General features: G+C 74.2%; 17 protein-coding genes. 12 read left to right on the top strand and 5 right to left on the bottom strand.

All coding sequences use genetic code 11. The annotated features are described in order from the left end of the window. Positions 1-43: 43 nt before the first annotated feature. The 3 genes from DKT69_RS02450 to DKT69_RS02460 all read left to right on the top strand — a co-directional run bounded on the left by DKT69_RS02450 (position 44) and on the right by DKT69_RS02460 (position 2,527). Positions 44-1,159, top strand: coding sequence for a cation diffusion facilitator family transporter (locus DKT69_RS02450; protein WP_201749453.1), 1,116 nt, complete (start codon positions 44-46; stop codon positions 1,157-1,159). Positions 1,160-1,226: 67 nt separating this feature from the next. Beyond that, a complete protein-coding gene (locus tag DKT69_RS02455; RefSeq protein ID WP_109799974.1) occupies positions 1,227-1,559 on the top strand; it encodes a PadR family transcriptional regulator in 333 nt (110 codons plus the stop codon). After that, complete coding sequence (locus tag DKT69_RS02460) at positions 1,553-2,527, top strand: hypothetical protein (RefSeq protein WP_236647294.1); 975 nt, start codon at positions 1,553-1,555, stop codon at positions 2,525-2,527. The genes DKT69_RS02455 and DKT69_RS02460 overlap by 7 nt, the downstream gene beginning before the upstream one ends. Positions 2,528-2,887: 360 nt before the next feature. Here the strand turns inward: DKT69_RS02460 and DKT69_RS02465 are convergent, their stop codons facing one another. Further along, a complete protein-coding gene (locus tag DKT69_RS02465) occupies positions 2,888-3,319 on the bottom strand; it encodes a hypothetical protein (protein WP_146230968.1) in 432 nt (143 codons plus the stop codon). Between the two features lie 440 nt (positions 3,320-3,759). On the opposite strand from DKT69_RS02465, the gene DKT69_RS38825 reads away from it, so the two are divergent. From DKT69_RS38825 to DKT69_RS02495, 4 genes are all read left to right on the top strand, one after another. Beyond that, positions 3,760-4,656, top strand: a complete 897-nt coding sequence (locus tag DKT69_RS38825) for a hypothetical protein (RefSeq protein ID WP_201749454.1) — start codon at positions 3,760-3,762, stop codon at positions 4,654-4,656. Positions 4,657-4,733: 77 nt separating this feature from the next. Continuing rightward, positions 4,734-6,167 (top strand): RNB domain-containing ribonuclease, encoded by a 1,434-nt coding sequence (locus DKT69_RS02485; RefSeq protein WP_109799977.1) that lies wholly within the window; start codon positions 4,734-4,736, stop codon positions 6,165-6,167. 81 nt (positions 6,168-6,248) lie between these two features. Next, complete coding sequence (gene npdG / locus DKT69_RS02490) at positions 6,249-6,947, top strand: NADPH-dependent F420 reductase (protein ID WP_109799978.1); 699 nt, start codon at positions 6,249-6,251, stop codon at positions 6,945-6,947. A gap of 57 nt (positions 6,948-7,004) precedes the next feature. Beyond that, the gene (locus DKT69_RS02495) at positions 7,005-7,448 is read left to right on the top strand and encodes a VOC family protein (RefSeq protein WP_109799979.1); all 444 of its coding nucleotides are present in this window, start codon (positions 7,005-7,007) and stop codon (positions 7,446-7,448) included. 61 nt (positions 7,449-7,509) lie between these two features. Here DKT69_RS02495 and panB read toward each other — a convergent pair whose 3' ends face one another. Together panB and DKT69_RS02505 are read right to left on the bottom strand one after the other, a co-directional pair. Further along, positions 7,510-8,355, bottom strand: a complete 846-nt coding sequence (panB, locus tag DKT69_RS02500) for a 3-methyl-2-oxobutanoate hydroxymethyltransferase (protein WP_109799980.1) — start codon at positions 8,353-8,355, stop codon at positions 7,510-7,512. Positions 8,356-8,475: 120 nt separating this feature from the next. Beyond that, entirely contained in the window at positions 8,476-10,239 is a 1,764-nt protein-coding gene (locus tag DKT69_RS02505; protein WP_109799981.1) for an NAD+ synthase, read from the bottom strand. A 225-nt stretch (positions 10,240-10,464) separates the two neighbouring features. Between DKT69_RS02505 and glnA the strand changes: the two genes are divergently transcribed. From glnA to DKT69_RS02520, 3 genes are all read left to right on the top strand, one after another. Further along, on the top strand, positions 10,465-11,814 hold the full coding sequence (gene glnA / locus DKT69_RS02510) for a type I glutamate--ammonia ligase (RefSeq protein WP_109799982.1): 1,350 nt from the start codon (positions 10,465-10,467) through the stop codon (positions 11,812-11,814). Positions 11,815-11,852: 38 nt separating this feature from the next. Further along, positions 11,853-12,545, top strand: a complete 693-nt coding sequence (locus DKT69_RS02515) for a helix-turn-helix transcriptional regulator (protein ID WP_109799983.1) — start codon at positions 11,853-11,855, stop codon at positions 12,543-12,545. A gap of 95 nt (positions 12,546-12,640) precedes the next feature. Next, positions 12,641-13,012 (top strand): VOC family protein, encoded by a 372-nt coding sequence (locus DKT69_RS02520; protein WP_109799984.1) that lies wholly within the window; start codon positions 12,641-12,643, stop codon positions 13,010-13,012. A 182-nt stretch (positions 13,013-13,194) separates the two neighbouring features. Here the strand turns inward: DKT69_RS02520 and DKT69_RS02525 are convergent, their stop codons facing one another. Beyond that, the gene (locus DKT69_RS02525) at positions 13,195-13,659 is read right to left on the bottom strand and encodes a hypothetical protein (protein ID WP_109799985.1); all 465 of its coding nucleotides are present in this window, start codon (positions 13,657-13,659) and stop codon (positions 13,195-13,197) included. Positions 13,660-13,753: 94 nt separating this feature from the next. Continuing rightward, positions 13,754-14,683, bottom strand: coding sequence for a S66 peptidase family protein (locus DKT69_RS02530; protein WP_109799986.1), 930 nt, complete (start codon positions 14,681-14,683; stop codon positions 13,754-13,756). 71 nt (positions 14,684-14,754) lie between these two features. Here DKT69_RS02530 and DKT69_RS02535 point away from each other — a divergent pair, with 71 nt between their 5' ends. Together DKT69_RS02535 and DKT69_RS02540 are read left to right on the top strand one after the other, a co-directional pair. Further along, positions 14,755-15,522, top strand: coding sequence for a type 1 glutamine amidotransferase (locus DKT69_RS02535; protein ID WP_109799987.1), 768 nt, complete (start codon positions 14,755-14,757; stop codon positions 15,520-15,522). 1 nt (position 15,523) lies between these two features. Continuing rightward, positions 15,524-17,564, top strand: a 2,041-nt coding sequence (locus DKT69_RS02540; RefSeq protein WP_109799988.1) for a bifunctional [glutamine synthetase] adenylyltransferase/[glutamine synthetase]-adenylyl-L-tyrosine phosphorylase, incomplete at its 3' end; no start/stop codon positions are given.

Genomic DNA, 17,564 nt, shown 5'->3' on the forward strand with positions numbered 1-17,564 from the left:
AGGGGTACGGATCGTCCGTGCGACCGCACGACCTGGGGGAGCGGTGAACGACCACGACCACGAACACGACGACCACGAACACGACGACCACGAACACGACGACCACGAACACGACGACCACGAACACGACGACCACGAACACCGCCACCGTCATGGCGGCCGGCTCGCTGCGTGGTGGCATCGGCTGGCCCACGCCGTCGTCCCGCACTCCCACGACTCGCGGGCAAAGATCGACCCCGCGTTGGAGTCCTCCCGCGACGGTCTCCGCGCCCTGTGGATCTCCCTGGTCGGCCTCGGGGTCACGGCCGTCGCCCAGGCGGTCATCGTGGTGCTCTCCGGTTCGGTCGCCCTGCTCGGCGACACCCTCCACAACGTCGCCGACGCCCTGACCGCCGTACCGCTGGGAATCGCCTTTCTCCTCGGTCGCCGTGCGGCCACCCGCGCCTACACCTACGGCTACGGCCGTGCCGAGGACCTCGCGGGCATCATCATCGTCGCGGTCATCGCCGCGTCCGCCGTCGCCGCCGCCTGGACCGCCGTCACCCGGCTGCTGCACCCCACCGACGTGGCACACCTGCCCTGGGTGGCTGCCGCCGGTCTCGTCGGCTTCGTCGGCAACGAGCTCGTGGCCCAGTACCGCATCCGCGTCGGCCGACGCATCGGCTCCGCCGCCCTGGTCGCCGACGGCCTGCACGCCCGCACCGACGGGTACACGTCCCTCGCCGTCCTCGCCGCCGCCGGCGGCGCCGCACTCGGCTGGCGCTGGGCAGACCCCGTCGTCGGCCTGGTCATCGCCGTCGCCATCACCTTCGTGCTCAAGGACGTCGCTCGCGAGGTCTACCGACGCCTCATGGACGCCGTCGACCCCGCCCTGGTCGACCAGGCCGAAACCGCGCTGCGGGCCGTCGACGGTGTCCGCGACGTGGCCGCGGTGCGACTCCGCTGGATCGGGCACCGGCTGCACGCCGAAGCGGAACTTGTCGTGGACGCCGACCTCAGCCTCGTCGCCGCACACGAGATCGCCGCCGACGCCGAGCATCAGCTCACCCACGCCGTGCCCCGGCTGGCCGGCGCCACCGTGCACACAGATCCGCACAGCCACCCCGGCCGACACCACCACCCTGATCTGTCCCACCGGCGCCGGCAGCCCTTCCGCTGATCGGCGCGAGCGGCATCAGCGAAGCTGCTTCTACCCCCCTATGTAGAGTTCCGATACAGTACTAGCCGTGCGGATGACGATCCCGGTGGCGAAGGTGCTCTCGGCGCTGCTCGCCGACCCGGCGGCCGAGCGGTACGGCCTCGACCTGATGAAGCTCACCGGTCTGCCCAGCGGCACCCTCTACCCGGTGCTGCACCGCCTCCAGGCGGCCGGCTGGCTCCTCGCCGATTGGGAGGAGGTCGACCCGGCCGCCGCCGGCCGGCCCGCCCGCCGGTACTACCGGCTGACCGCCGAGGGAGTTGGCGCCGCCCGGCAGGCGCTCGCCGAGCTGCGGGCGTTGAGCCCCGACCCCCGACCGCGCCGGGGTGGCGCCGAGCCGACCGGAGCTCCCGCGTGGTGACCCGGCGGCTGGCCGAGCGTCTGCTCCGGACGGCCGCCCGGCGCTGGCCGGCCGAGGTGCGCGACGAGCTGTCCCGCGAGTGGCACGCCGAGCTGCATGTGCTCGCCGAGCGGGGGGAGCGGCTGCGGATGCTCCGGTTCGCCGGCAGCCTGGCCGTTGGCCGGGCGCGCGTTCCACTGGTCGCGCGATCTGGACTGGACGGACCGTTCCGCCGGACGGTGGCCACGCTGCTCCTCGCCCCGCCGGCCGGCGTGGCGATCATCCTGGTCGCGGCGGTGCTGATGAATCTGGTGTACAACCAGCTGCTCGCCACGGTGAGCTGGGCGAACGCCGTCCAGTTGCCCGTGCTGACCGGTGTCACCGCCGGGCTGGCGGTGCTGCTGGCCCGGGTCGTCCGCCGCGGCGCCGCCCGCACCGCCCGCACCGGGCCGGCGCGCAACGCGCTCGGCGTCGTGTTTCCGATCGGCGTCACCGCCGTCCTCGTCGAGTACACCCTGAACGAGACCACCGAGAAGCTGACCCGCGTCGCGCCGGGCCTGGTGCTCTGGCTCGCCGGCCTGACCCTCTCGCTGTACGGCGCGGGGCTGCTGGCCGGCCGGGGCCGGGTCCGCGCCGCCTGGCTGGTGGGCGTGCTCGGCGCGCTCGTCGCCGCGGACCTCGCCGTGGTGCTCACCGTGGTCAACCTCATCTCCGGCGGCCCGGAGACGGTCATCGACGGTGTGGCCCAGGGCGACACCGTCGACCGGGTCTCCGCCCCACTGTGGCTCTTCACCAGCTGGACGGACTGGTCGTTCGGGCTGCCCCGGCCGACGAAGCGGGAGATCTTCCTCATCACCGATCTCGTGGAACTGCAGCCCTTCCTCTATCTCGCCTGCACCCCGTACGCGCTGGCCTACGCGATCCGGGCGGCGCGGCCGGCGGCGCCGGAGCCGATCGCACCGCCCGCGCCGGTGCCCTCCGGCGCCTGAGCCTCGGCCCGACCAGCTCACCTCGCGGCGCACCCGCTCGTACTCGCGGGCCAGCTCGGCGTCGATCCGCGCCATCCGCTCGTCGGTCAGCTCCACCGCGGGCTGGTACGACGGCCGGCCGGCGAGCATCCGCCGCCGCAGCCCGGTCGGCGGATAGATGGCGAACAGCGACGCCTCCTCCCGTACCGACGACTGCCGCAGCAGCGGCAGCCGGCCCGCCGCGGCGGACCGGGACTCGGCGACCGCCGCCCGCCACCGGTCGGGCCCGTGTCCGGCCCGCGACTCCCGGCGGACGGCGTGCGCGATCGTCTCCCCGGCGAGGAAGGCGTCGAGCATGCGGTGTCCGGCCCGGCGGCCGGGTCAGTCCGGGCAGGGCAGTCGCTCCATCGGCGCCGGTGTGGCGGCGGCCTGCACCACCTGGGCGAAACACGCCGCGACGTTCGCCCGCTGCCAGCCGAAGACCGAGGCGGCGGTCTTCGCCATCCGGACCCGGAAGACCAGCCGGACGCCCGGACCGACGTCCTCCACCGCCAGCACCTCCACCCCGGCGACGGCGTCGGCGGCGTCCCGCAGCGCCGGCCCGGACGCCGACGGCACGGCCAGCAGCGCGGCCCGGGTCCGCTGCGCCGTCGCCGTCACCTCCCGGTCGGCGCGCCGGTCCAGCCGGTGCTGGGACCGGTCCCGCAGCAGCGGCACCGCCACCAGCACCCCGGTCGCGGCGAGCGCCGCGAGCACGGCGGCGGCCAGCAGCCGGCGTCGCAGCCGCGCCGATGTTCCTCCCCCGTACCGCACCCGGGGATTGTGCGTCACCGACCCGGTGGACGGCTGCCCCGTTCTTCGCCGTTCCGGCGTCCGACGGCCGGGAGCACGTCTAATGTGGAGGACATCGGGGACTATTTGTGGCGATCCGGTGGCGGCCGGACGCCTAGCGGTGCACAGTGATCTCATGAGCGACAGCGGAAGTGGTGCGCACTACTACTGGTGCACGCGACACCACCGGGTCGAGACCGATGACAACGTGTGCCCTGCGAAGCACGTTCTCGGACCGTACCCCTCAGCCGCCGACGCGGAGAACGCCCTGCAGAAGGTGCAGGAGCGCAACGAAGCGTGGGAGGCCGAGGACGCCCGTTGGGCCGGGGAGGACAGGTAGACGGCGCGGGACGGCCCGCGTCGAGGTACTCCGTGCTCCGCGAGGAGCCACGTGAGAGCACGTCCCCAAGGAGGGAACCAAGATGGCCGAAGCACAAAAGGCCACCACCCGCCCGGCCGCCAAACGTACGACCGCGACGAAGACCACCGCGACGCGACGGTCCACGGGGGCTGCCACGGCCCGGACGGCGACGGTCACCAAGGCGGCGCCGAACGCCTCGGGCGCCGGCGCCGGTCGGGTGCCGGCGAAGCAGGCCGTCGCGAAGAAGGCGGCCGCCAAGAAGGTCGTGGCGGCGGCACGCAAGGCGCCCGCGAAGATGGCGCCGGCCACCAAGACCGCCGCGAAGCAGGCGCCCGCTAAGAAGACCACCGCGAAGAAGGCGCCCGCGAAGAAGGCGCCCGCGAAGAAGGCGCCCGCGAACAAGACCACCGCCAAGAAGGCGCCCGCCAAGAAGGCCACCGCCAGGAAGACCACCACGGCGGCGAAGAAGGCTCCCGCGCGGAAGACGGCGGCGAAGAAGACCACGGCGGCGGCGAAGAAGACCACGGCGGCGGCCAAGAAGACCACGGCGGCGGCCAAGAAGGCGACCGCGGCGAAGAAGACCACGGCGGCCAAGAAGACGACGCCTGCCAAGAAGACCACCGCGGCCAAGAAGACCACGGCGGCGAAGAAGGCCCCGGCGAAGAAGACCACCGCCGCGAAGGCCACCACCACCCGCCCGACCGGAGGCGCCCGCAAGGCGGCGGCGAAGAAGGCCCCGGCGAGGAAGGCCACCGCCGCCTCCTCGACCACCACGCGCAAGGCGGCGGCCAGGAAGGCGACCTCCGCGGCGTCGTCCGTGGGCCCCGTCGAGGCCAGGACGAGCTCCTCGACCGGCACCCACAAACGGGTCACCGCCGCCCGGAAACCCGCCGGCACGAGGGTCGTCGCCGGTCGTTCCACGATCAAGCCGGCGAGCGCCCGCAAGGCGGCCGGCTGACGCCCGGGGCCCGCCGCTGATCGGCCCTCCGCCGCGCCGGTGAGCGGATCACCCGCCGCGCTGTCAGGATTGACCCCGTGGTGATCCGACGCGTACTGGCGCCCCGCATCGACTTCGGTGCGCTGCGCCGCGAGCTGGGACTGCCCGAGGGCTTCCCGGCTGCGGCGCAGCGCGAGGCGGACGAGGCGGCCGCCGCGCCGCTGCCGGCCGCCGCCGACCGCACCGACATCCCGTTCGTCACGGTCGACCCGGCGACCTCGCGCGACCTCGACCAGGCGATGCACCTCAGCCGCCGTCCCGGTGGCGGCTTCCGGGTCCGGTACGCGATCGCCGACGTCGCCACGCACGTACGCCCCGGCGGCTCGCTTGAGGAGGAGACCTGGCGGCGCGGCCAGACCGTCTACCTGCCCGACGGCAACGTGCCGCTGCACCCGCACACGCTCAGCGAGGGCGCGGCCAGCCTGCTGCCCGACGCCGACCGGGCGGCGGTGCTCTGGACCATCGACCTCGACGCCGACGGCGACACGGTGGCCGTCGTGCTGGAACGCGCCCGGGTGCGCAGCCGGGCCAAGCTGGACTACGTCGGCGTGCAACTCGACGCCGACGCCGGCCGGCTGCCCGAGCCGATCGCCCTGCTGCCCGAGATCGGTGCGCTGCTCACCGCCCGGGGGCTGCGCCGGGGCGCGATCAACCTGCCGCTGCCCGAACAGGACGTCGAACCGGACGGCGACGGCTGGCGGCTGGTGCTGCGCGGGCCGGGCCCGATGGAGGACCACAACGCCCAGATCTCGCTGCTGACCGGGATGGCCGCCGCCGACATCATGCTCGCCGGCCGGATCGGCCTGCTCCGGACGATGCCGCCGCCGAAGCCGGAGGCGGTCGCCCGGCTGCGCCTCGCCGCCGCCCCGCTCGGGGTGGACTGGCCGGCGGACCGCAGCGTCGGCGAGGTGCTCGCCGGGCTGGACGCCTCCCGGCCCCGGGCGGCGGCCTTCATCGACCAGGCGGCCGAGCTGATGCGCGGCGCGGCGTACACGGCCTTCGACGGGGAGCTGCCGGAGCAGCCGGAGCACGGCGGGGTGGCCGCCGCGTACGCGCACGTCACCGCGCCGTTGCGCCGACTGGCCGACCGGTACGCGACCGAGGTCTGCCTGGCTTTGCACGAGGGCCGGGAGGTACCCGACTGGGCGCGCGCCGCGCTGCCGAAGCTGCCGGAGGTGATGGCGACGACCGACCGGACGGCGTCGGCGGCCACCCGGGGCGCGATCGAGCTGGCCGAGGCGGTGCTGCTGGAGCACCGGGTGGGGGAGACCTTCTCCGCGGCTGTCCTGGACGTGGACGGGCCGCCGAACGGCAACTCGAAGCCCGGCCGGGAGCCCGGCGGGACGGTGGCCCTGGACGAGCCGCCGGTCCGCGCCCGCTGCACCGGCCACCTCCCGCTCGGCGAGCGGGTCCAGGTCCGCCTGACCACCGCCGACCCGACCCAGCGCAAGGTCCTCTTCGAGCGCGCCTGACCGCCCGCCGCGTCGGGTCAGCGGGAATTGTCACATCGGCTCGCACTGCTGCCCGGTGGGGCGGTTTGCGAGGATGACCGCATGGCTTACGACGCGACCACGCTGCCCGACGTCTCCGGGCTGACCGTCGGCATCATCGGTGGCACGGGCGACCAGGGGCGGGGGCTCGCCTACCGGTTCGCCCGGGCCGGACAGCGGGTGCTGATCGGTTCCCGTTCCGCCGAGCGCGCGGCGCAGTCCGCCGCCGAGATCGCCGCCCTGCCCGGCGTCCCGGCCGGCGCGGAGGTGGCCGGCGCCGACAACGACGAGGTCGCCCGCCGCAGCGACGTGGTGATCATCGCGGTCCCGTGGGACGGGCACGCCGCCACCGTCGCCGCGCTGGCCGAGCCGCTCGCCGGCAAGATCGTGGTGGACTGCGTCAACCCGCTCGGCTTCGACAAGCAGGGCCCGTACGCTCTCCGGGTCGACGAGGGCAGCGCCGTCCAGCAGGCCGCCCGGCTGCTGCCGGACTCCCGGGTCTGCGCGGCGTTCAACCACGTCAGCGCGCCGCTGCTGGCCGACCCGCAGATCGACCGGATCGACCTCGACGTGCTGATCTGCACCGAGGACCGGGAGCTGGTCGGCGTGCTGGCCGCGCTCGCGGCCCGGATCCCCGGCATGCGCGGCATCTACGCCGGGCGGCTGCGCAACGCCCACCAGATCGAGGCGTTCACGGCGAACCTGATCGCCATCAACAAGCGCTACAAGGCGCACGCCGGCCTCCGGGTCACCGACCTCTGATTCGACCTCGCGCCGTACCGGAAGCGCACTGTCACACCACCGGTGCACCATCGGCGGATGGAATGGCAACTGGTGATCGACTGTCGGGAGCCGTCGCGGCTCGTCGGGTTCTGGGCGGAGGCGCTGCGATACCGTCCGCAGCCGCCGCCGGAGGGGTACGTGACGTGGCGTGACTGGTACCTGTCGGTGGGCGTCCCGGCCGACGAACTCGGCGAGGGTGACTGTGTGGACCGGTTGGCGGATCCGGTCGGGGCCGGGCCCCGGATCTGGTTCCAGCCGGTCCCGGAGCCGAAGTCGGTCAAGAACCGGCTGCACATCGACCTGAAGGTCGGTGGCGGGCGGGCCGTGCCGCTGCCGGAGCGGCGGGCGCGGATCGACGCCGAGGTGGCCCGGCTGGTGAAGCTCGGGGCGCGGGTGCTGGGGGCGATGGACGACCCGGAGAACAACTACTACTCGGTCCAGCTCGCCGACCCCGAGGACAACGAGTTCTGCGTGGGCTGACCGGAGACGGCCGGCGTGGTTGCGGGGCGGTGCGGCCGGTCGACCGCACCGCCCGTCGTGCTCAGAACGTGTGCTCGGCGGCCGGGAACTCGCCGCCGCGCACCTCCTCGGCGAAGCGGCGGGTCGCGTCGGTCAGCGCGCCGGCCAGGTCGGCGTAGCGCTTGACGAAGCGTGGCGCCTTGCCGGTACGCAGGCCGGCCATGTCCTGCCAGACCAGCACCTGCGCGTCGGTGTCCGGCCCGGCGCCGATGCCGACGGTGGGGATCCGGAGCTCGGCGGTGATCCGCTTGGCCACCTCACCGGGCACCATCTCCAGCACCACCGCGAACGCGCCGGCCTCGGCCACCGCCCGGGCGTCGGCGATCACCTCGTCGGCCGTGTCGCCACGTCCCTGCACCCGGTAGCCGCCCAGGGTGTGCTCGCTCTGCGGGGTGAAGCCGATGTGCGCCATCACCGGGATGCCGGCGCCGACGATCGCCGCGATCTGGTCGGCGCAGCGTCGCCCGCCCTCCAGCTTCACGGCGTGGCAGCCGCCCTCCTTCATGAACCGCACCGCCGTGCGCAGCGCCTGCGCCGGCCCCTCCTCGTACGAGCCGAAGGGCAGGTCGCCGACGACCAGCGAGTGCCGGGTCGCCCGGACCACCGCGCGGACCAGCGGCAGCAGCTCCTCGGCGGTCACCGGCAGTGTCGTCTCGTAGCCGAAGACGTTGTTCGCCGCCGAGTCGCCGACCAGCAGCACCGGGATGCCCGCCTGGTCGAAGATCGAGGCGGTGTACTGGTCGTACGAGGTGAGCATCGCCCAGCGCTCACCGCGCTCCTTGGCGGCGATCAGGTCACGGGTACGGACCCGTCGGGTGGCCGGCCCGCCGTACAGGGCGGTCACCTCGGTCGGGGTGGACTCCAGCATGACTCTCTCCTTCCTCGAGGCCGCCTCCGCGGTCCCCGGGTTCCGCCGCGATCGTCGCATCGGACGACCGGCCCACGGCAGGGCGGAGTGGAGGATTTCACTCCCCGGCCGACGGGCCGGTCAGCCGTGCTCCCGCCAGCGGTTGGTGATGGGCAGTCGGCGGTCCCGCCCGAACGCCTTGATGGAGATCTTCGTGCCCGGGGCGGACTGCCGCCGCTTGTACTCGGCGGTATCCACCATCCGCAGCACCTTGTCCACCACCGCCGGGTCGTGCCCCGACTCGACCAGGCCCTCCCGGCCCAGGTCACCGTCGACGTAGCCGATCAGGATCGGGTCGAGCACGTCGTAGTCCGGCAGCGTGTCGCTGTCGAGCTGGCCCGGGCTCAGCTCCGCCGACGGCGGCTTGCCGATCGAGTTCTCCGGGATCGGGGCGGTCTCGCCCCGACGGGCCGCGTCGGCGTTGCGCCACTTCGCCAGCCGCCAGATCAGCGTCTTCCAGACGTCCTTGACCGGGTTGTAGCCGCCCACCGAGTCGCCGTAGAGAGTGGAGTAGCCGACCGCCAGCTCGCTCTTGTTGCCGGTGGTGAGGACCAGGTGACCCTCCTGGTTCGACAGCGCCATCAGGATCACGCCCCGGACCCGGGCCTGGAGGTTCTCCACGGCCACCCCGGACAGCGACATGTTGGCCAGGAAGGCGTCCACCATGGGCTGGATCGGCTCGATCCGGTAGTCCAGGCCGGTCCGCTTGGCCAGCTCCTCGGCGTCGGCCCGGGAGTGCTCCGACGAGTGCTGGCTGGGCAGGGACACGCCGACCACCCGGTCCGGGCCGAGCGCGTCGACGGCCAGGGCCGCCGACACCGCGGAGTCGATGCCGCCGGAGAGGCCGAGCACGACCGAGGGGAAGCGGTTCTTGTTGACGTAGTCGCGCAGGCCCAGCACCAGCGCCTGCCACACCTCGGCCTCGTCGGCGACCGGCTCGATGATCCCGCCGACCGCGACCTCGTCGGTGGCGGCGGGCGGCAGGATGTCGCTGACCTTGACCCGGAGCACCCGCATCCCGTCGGCCAGCTCCTCGGCGTGGTCGACCGGCTCCTTCGCCGGCGGCAGCTCCACGTCGTGCACCAGCAGGTGCTCGACGAACTGCGGCGCCCGGGTGAGCAGCGCGCCGTCCGCGCTCACGATCATCGAGTCGCCGTCGTAGACCAGCTCGTCCTGGCCGCCGACCATGTTCACGTACGCGACGGCGGCGCCCGCCTCGGCGGCCCGGCGGCGGACCAGCGGCAGCCGGATGTCGTCCTTGTTCAGCTCGTACGGCGAGCCGTTGATGTTGAGCACCAGCCCCACGCCGGCCTGCCGGGCCACCGCGAACGGGCCGCCGGCCTGCCAGAGGTCCTCGCAGATGGTCAGCGCGACGTCCACCCCGCCGATCCGCACCACGGTCAGCGTGTTGCCCGACACGAAGTAGCGGTCCTCGTCGAACACCCCGTAGTTGGGCAGGTGGTGCTTGAAATAGGTGGCCGCCACCTTCCCCCCGTGCAGCAGCGCGGCGGCGTTGCGGGCGCCCTTGCCCGGCTCGGCGTCCGAGCTGACCTGCGGCGGCCCGTCCGCGTCCAGGTAGCCGACCAGGACCGCAAGCTCGCCGAGCCCGTCCGCGGCCAGATCCGCGGCGAGTCGGTGGAGCGCGGCCCGCGAGGCGGCGACGAAGGAGCGGCGGAAGACCAGGTCCTCGACCGGGTAGCCGGTCAACATCATCTCGGGGAAGAGCGCGAGCTGGGCGCCGGCGTCGGCGGCCTGACGCGTCCAGCGGCGGACCAGGTCGGCGTTGCCGGCGATGTCCCCGACGGTCGGGTTGACCTGGCACAGGGCGAGACGCAGGGTGGGCATGTCCTCATCTTGCCCCAGCAGCGCGGACCCTTCACGGCAGGACGGGGGAGACGCCGGACACCCCGCCCGGCCCCGGTGGACCGCCCCGGGCTTGGCGGGCGGGACAGGGCGGGACGCGCGGCGGATGGTCGCGTAACGTCGGCGTAACGAGGCCGGTGGAGACTGAGCGGTCAGGCCCTACCGGCCCGAACCGGTTGCCGGAGATCAGCGTCGCGAGGGGTGGAAGTGGACCGTCAGCAGGAGTTCGTCCTCCGTACGCTGGAAGAGCGGGACATCCGGTTCGTCCGGCTGTGGTTCACCGACGTGCTCGGGACGCTGAAGAGCGTGTCGGTGGCCCCCGCGGAACTGGAAGCGGCCTTCGAGGAGGGCATCGGCTTCGACGGTTCGGCGATCGAGGGCTTCGCCCGGGTCTTCGAGTCCGACATGGTGGCCATGCCCGACCCGACCACCTTTCAGGTCTTTCCCTTCGAGGGCGGGGTCAGCGGCGAGAGCGCCCGGATGTTCTGCGACATCCTGCTGCCCGACGGCGGGCCCTCCTGGGCCGACCCGCGGCACGTGCTGCGCCGGATGCTCTCCCGGGCGGCCGAGAAGGGCTTCACCTTCTACACCCACCCCGAGATCGAGTTCTTCCTGCTCGAGAACGGCGCGCAGGACGGCTCCGTGCCCACCCCGGTGGACACCGGCGGCTACTTCGAGCACACCACCCACGCCGTCGCCCGGGACTTCCGCCGGCAGGCCGTGCTGGCGCTGGAGCGGATCGGCATCTCGGTGGAGTTCAGCCACCACGAGGTGGCCCCCGGCCAGCAGGAGATCGACCTGCGGTACGCCGACGCGCTGACCACCGCCGACAACATCATGACCTTCCGGCACGTGGTCAAGGAGGTGGCGCTCTCCACCGGGGTGCAGGCCAGCTTCATGCCGAAGCCCTTCACCGACCAGCCCGGCAGCGGCATGCACACCCACCTGTCGCTGTTCGAGGGGGAGCGCAACGCGTTCCACGACGCGGGCGACCCGATGAAGCTGTCCAAGGTGGCGAAGTCGTTCATCGCCGGGCTGCTCATGCACGCGCGGGAGTACACGGCGGTCACCAACCAGTGGGTCAACTCCTACAAGCGGCTCTTCCCGCTGGCGCTGCCGGACCGGATCACCGAGAGCCCGGCGTACGTCTGCTGGGGTCACCTGAACCGCTCCGCGCTGGTCCGCGTGCCCGCGTACGGCAAGCCGAACTCGGCCCGGGTGGAGGTCCGCTCGCTGGACTCGGCGACCAACCCCTACCTGGCCTTCGCGGTGCTGCTCGGCGCCGGGCTCAAGGGCATCGAGGAGGGCTACGAGCTGCCCCCGGGCGCCGAGGACGACGTCTGGTCGCTGAGCAGCGCCGAGCGGCGCGCGATGGGCTACGAGGCGCTGCCGGAGAACCTGGCCGAGGCGATCGACGTGATGGCCGGCTCGGAGCTGATCGCCGAGGTGCTCGGCGAGCACGTCTTCGACTTCTTCCTGCGCAACAAGCGGGCCGAGTGGGAGCAGTACCGGCGCGAGGTCACCCCGTACGAGCGGCAGCGCTACCTGTCGCTGTAGCCCAGGGCCTTGTCGTACCCCGGGCTTAGCTTGGGGGGATGAACCGGACGGACCGTCTCTACGCCCTCGTGGAGGAGCTGCGGGCGGTGTCGCCGCGCCCGCGCAGCGCCCGCTGGCTGGCCCGGCGCTTCGAGGTCAGCGCCCGGACCATCGAGCGCGACATCGGCGCGTTGCAGGCCTCCGGGGTGCCGATCTGGGCCGAGCCCGGCCGCACCGGCGGCTACGTGGTGGACCGCGCGCACACGCTGCCGCCGGTCAACCTGACCGCCGGCGAGGCGGTGGCGATGGCCGTGGCCCTGCACCGGCTCGGCGGCACGCCGTTCGCGTCGGCCGCCGGCGCCGCGCTGCGCAAGCTGGTCGCGGTCATGCCGGCCGCCGACGTGGCCGAGGCGCACCGGCTGGCCGGCCGGGTGCACCTCATCGGCGACGGGCCGGCCACGCCCGTCCCGGCCGTCGTCGCCGACGCGGTCACCGCGCGGCGGGTGCTCCGCCTGACCTACGCCGATCGCTCCGGCGTGGCCTCGACCCGCGACGTGGAGCCGCTCGGCTATCTCGGCAACCCCCGGCACTGGTACCTGCTGGCCTGGTGCCGGCTCCGCGACGAGCTGCGCTGCTTCCGCACCGACCGCATCGTGTCGGTCCACCCCCTGTCCGGGCGGGTGGACCGGGAGCTGCGCCCCGGTGACCTGGACATCCCCCACGAGCGGGTCCGCCCGCTCAGCCTGGTCTGAAAACCGGAAACACCGACAGGACGCTGTCGCGGACGGGGGCGAGGCTGCCTCCTGACGACGCCGGCCGAGCGGCCGGCACGACGACAGGAGGCAGCATGTCCAGCACGCCCATCACCTGGTTCGAGATCGGCTCCGACCGGCCCGACGAGGCCGAGAAGTTCTACGCCGAGCTCTTCGGTTGGACGTTCGAGGAGCAGGGCGGGCCGGGTGCGTCGTACCGGCAGACGACGGCCGGCGGGGAGCAGGGGATCGGGGGTGCGATCCGGGCCACCGGCGGCCAGTCGCCGAACTACGCGATCTTCTACGCCGAGGTGGCCGACGTGGCGGAGACCTGCCGGCGGGCCGAGGCGTCCGGCGGCAAGGTGCTGGTGCCGGTGCGGACGACGCCGACCGGGCTCACCTTCGCCCACCTGCTCGACCCCTCCGGCAACCACCTCGGCGTCTTCACACCGCCCGCCACGGCATGACCCGCGCTCGGGGCGGCCGGGTCCGCCCCCGGCAGTGCCTCCGGGTCCGCCCCGGCAGTGCTGCCGGGCCGGCCCCGCACGGACACCGGGGCCGAGCGCCGGCCGAGGGGGGTGGCCCCGCCGCGGAGACGGTCCGGCCGGGAGGGAGGAAGCGGCCGGTGCGGAGACGGCGGGGCCACGGGTCAGTTGCCGGTCGTACCCGCCGGGCCGTGGTGGCCCCGGCCGCCCGGGCCGGGGAAGACGCCGGCCTCGGCGGCCTTGGTGATCGCGTCGGCCTGCTCCTGAGTGAGCTTGCCGTCCTTCACCGCCTGGTCCAGCCGCTCCTTCAGCATCGCCTGCCGGTCCCCGGCGGACGGGCGCTCCGGCCGGTCGGCCTTGCGCTGCTCGCGCAGCTTCTCCAGTGCGGCGGTGACCTTGTCGGTGGGGACGCCCAGCTCCTTGGCGAGCGCCGCGGCGAAGTCGGCCTGCCGGTCGGCCCGCTGCTGCTGCCGGTCGGTGCCCTGACCGGCTTCGGTGCTGGCGCTGGGGGCCGGGGTGGCGTTGTCGTCCTCGGCGAACGCCACCGTGGGGGCGGCGATCCCCACGCCGAGGACCCCGGCGGCGGCCAGGCCGGCCAGCAGGTGCTTCTTCGACATCGTGCGGGACATCAGTCCTCCAGTTGATCGGTGGTGGTGCGACCTCACCGACAGTGACCAACGGAGCTGGAGGCAACCCGTGGTGACCCTGTGGACAGGCTGAAAATCAGCGGACGGCGGGGGAGACGGTCAGGGTGCCCGCGTCCGCGTCCAGGACGGCGCGGGTGCCGACGGGGACGGTGAGCTGGCCGACGCCGTGGCCGATCGGGAGACCGCCGAGGACCGGTACGCCGAGATCGCCGAGGCGTTCGGTGAGCACGTCGGCCACCGTCGTGTCCCAGCCGTCGGCGCAGTCGGTGAACTGGCCCACCGCCACCCCGGCCACCCCGTCCAGCGCTCCGCAGCGGCGCAGGTGGGTGAGCATCCGGTCGATCTTGTACGGCGGCTCCTGCACCTCCTCGACCAGCAGCACCGCCCCGGTCAGGTCCGGCATGTCCGGGGTGCCGATCGACGCGGTGATCAGGCACAGGTTGCCGCCGAGCAGCGGGCCGACGGCCCGGCCGGGCACGCGTACGCCGAAGGTGTCCTCCTCGGCCACGGCGGCCACCGTCACCGGCTCGGTGGTCATCAGCGCGGCGTGCAGCGACTCCGCCGAGGGGGGCGGCGTGCGGTCGTCCAGCCACGCCGCGCCGGGGCCGTGCACGCTGGCCAGCCGGGCGCCCCGCCAGAGCGCGAACTGCAGGGCCGTGATGTCGGAGAAGCCGGCCACCACCTTCGGGTCCCGGCGGACCGCCGCCATGTCGATCAGGTCCACCACCCGCTGCGCGCCGTAGCCGCCCCGGGTGCACAGCACCCCGCGCACCGCCGGGTCGGCGAAGGCGGTGTTCAGGTCCGCCGCCCGCAGTTCGTCGCCGCCGGCCAGGTAGCCCTGCCGGGCGTACGCGTTCGGCGCCAGCACCGGGCGCAGCCCCCAGCCGGTCAGCAGCTCCATGCCCCGGGCCACCCGCTCCGGCCGGGTCGGCCCGGACGGGGACACCAGCATCACCCTGTCGCCGGGACGCAGAACCGGTGGGCGCAGGCAGTCGTCGGTGAGCACAGCGGGAGCCTAGTGCGCGCCGGGCTGAGCCGTTCCGGGCGTTCGCCGCCGCACCCGCTAGCCTCGACACCGTGGCGACCGCGCTGGTGATCGAGAACGACCCGACCGACGACCTCCGCCGACTGGGGGAGTGGCTGACCGAGGGGGGCCTCCAACTGCGGGTGCTCCGCCCGCACGCGGGCGAGGAACTCCCCGCCGACCTCGAGGCGTATGCCGCCCTGGTGGTGCTCGGCGGCGAGCAGCAGGCGTACCCGCTGCCCGACGGCACCCCCGGCGCGCCCTGGTTCCCGGCGCTCGAGGGGCTGCTGCGCAAGGCGGTGCGGTACCGGGTTCCGACCCTCGGCGTCTGCCTCGGCGGCCAACTGCTGGCCACCGCGCACGCCGGCCTGGTCGAGCGGAGCCCGTCGGGCCCGGAGGTCGGCCCGGGCGTGGTCGGCAAGCGGGACGCCGCGGACGCCGACCCCCTCTTCCGGTACGTGCCGCTGATTCCGGACGTGCTCCAGTGGCACTCCGACGAGATCATCGAGCTGCCTCGGGGCGCGACGCTGCTCGCCGCCTCCACCCGCTACCCGCACCAGGCGTTCCGCCTCGGCGACCGGGCCTGGGGGCTGCAGTTCCACATCGAGTGCGACACCGCGATGATCGCCGACTGGGCCCGCGACTCGGAGCTGCTGGCCGAGCTGGGGTACGACGAGGAACTGGTGGTGGCCGCCTGCGACCGGGTGATGGCCGACGTCGAGGAGGTCTGGCAGCCGTTCGCCATCCGGTTCGCGGCCCTCGCCCTCGGCGAGCTGGACGACGACGCCCCCCGCCGCAGTCTGCCGCTGCTCGGGCACTGAGATGACCCGACCGGCCAGGGGGCGCCTCGCCCGGTACGGCTTCGCAGAGGGCGACGGCAGGGCGCGTGCGGCTGACCTGCTCGGCCCGGACGGGCTCGGGCTGTGGCGGCCGGACACCCAGGAGCCCGCGGGCGAGCGGGCCGTCGAGCTGCTGGCCGCCCTCTCCCGGGCCGCCGACCCGGACCTGGCGCTGCGCCAGCTGCACCGGCTCGTCGAGGCGGAACGCCGCGCCGCGGGGGCCGGGCGGTCGGTCGCGGCCAACGGCGCCGGACCGACCGGGGAGACGACGAGGTCGCCGCTGCTCGACGCGCTGCACGACGACCCGGGGCTGCGCCGCCGGCTGATCGCGGTGCTCGGGGCGTCGTCGGCGCTCGGCGACCACCTGGTGGCCAATCCCCATCAGTGGTCGGTGCTGGCCACCGCCCCGGACGGGCTCGCCCCGACCGCCGAGGGCCGGCTCGACCTGGCCGCCGCGGCCCGGTTCACCCCGTCCACCCAGCCGGTGGCGGTGCTGCGGCAGGCGTACCGGCTGGCGTTGCTGCGGATCGCGGCGGCCGACCTGACCGGCGGGCGCGGCCTGGAGCAGACCATGGCGGCGCTCTCCGCGCTGGCCGACGCCACCCTCGCGGCCGCGTACGAGATCGCCGTCGGCGAGCTGCCGGAGGGGACGCCGCGCCCCCGGCTGGCCGTGGTGGCGATGGGCAAGTGCGGCGGGGACGAGCTGAACTACGTCTCCGACGTGGACGTCATCTTCGTCGCCGCGGAGGACGACGATCTCGCCGCGGCGACCCTGGTCGCCACCCGGCTGATCCACGTCTGCGGGCTGGTGGCCTGGCCGGTGGACGCCGCGTTGCGGCCGGAGGGCAGCCGGGGGCCGCTGGTGCGTACCCTCGCCAGCCACCTGGCCTACTACCGCCGCTGGGCCCGCACCTGGGAGTTCCAGGCGCTGCTCAAGGCCCGGCCGGCGGCCGGCGACCTGGGTCTGGCGCGGGAGTGGATCGACCAGCTGGCGCCGCTGGTCTGGTCGGCCGCCGAGCGCCCGGAGGCGGTCGAGGACGTCCGGTCGATGCGCCGGAGGATCATCGAGAACGTCCCGCCGAAGGAGCTGGAGCGGGAGATCAAGCGAGGTCCGGGCGGGCTGCGCGACATCGAGTTCGCCGTCCAGTTGCTCCAGCTGGTGCACGGCCGGGGCGACGAGTCGCTGCGGGTGCCGGGGACGATCCCGGCGCTGCGCGCCCTGGTCGCCGGTGGCTACGTCGGCCGGGCCGACGGCGAGGCGCTGCTGCGCGGCTACCGCTTCCTGCGCGGCGTGGAGCACCGCCTCCAGCTCCAGGGCCTGCGCCGTACCCACACCGTGCCGACCGAGCCGGCCGCCCTGCGCTGGCTGGCCGCCGCGCTGGGCTACACGGCCACCCCGGGCCGCAGCGCCGTCGAGGAGTTCCGCGCCGAGTGGGTCACCCATGCCACCGAGGTACGCCGGCTGCACGCCAAGCTGCTCTACCGGCCGCTGCTGGAGTCGGTGGCCCGGGTTCCCGCCGACGGGCTCCGGCTGACCCCGGAGGCGGCCCGGCACCGGCTGGAGATCCTCGGCTTCGCCGACCCGGTCGGGGCGCTGCGGCACCTCCAGGCCCTCACCGGCGGGGTGAGTCGGACCGCCGCGATCCAGCGCACCCTGCTCCCGGTGCTGCTCAGCGAGTTCGCCGACGCGCCGGAGCCGGACCGGGGGTTGCTCAACTACCGGCAGGTCTCCGACAAGCTCGGCAGCACCCCCTGGTATCTGCGGCTGCTGCGCGACGAGGGCCCGGTGGCCGGCCGGCTGGCCCGGGTGCTGTCCTCCTCCCGGTACGCGGCCGACCTGCTGGGCCGGGAACCGGAGGCACTGCGGATGCTCGCCGAGGACACCGAGCTGACCCCCCGCCCCCGCGAGGTGTTGTGCGAGGGCTTCACCGCCGCGGCGGCCCGGCACGCCGACCCGGAGCAGGCCACCCGGGCGGTCCGCGCGCTGCGCCGCCGGGAACTGGTCCGGCTGGCCTGCGCCGACG

Source organism: Micromonospora sicca (assembly GCF_003172935.1).
GTDB lineage: Bacteria > Actinomycetota > Actinomycetes > Mycobacteriales > Micromonosporaceae > Micromonospora > Micromonospora sicca.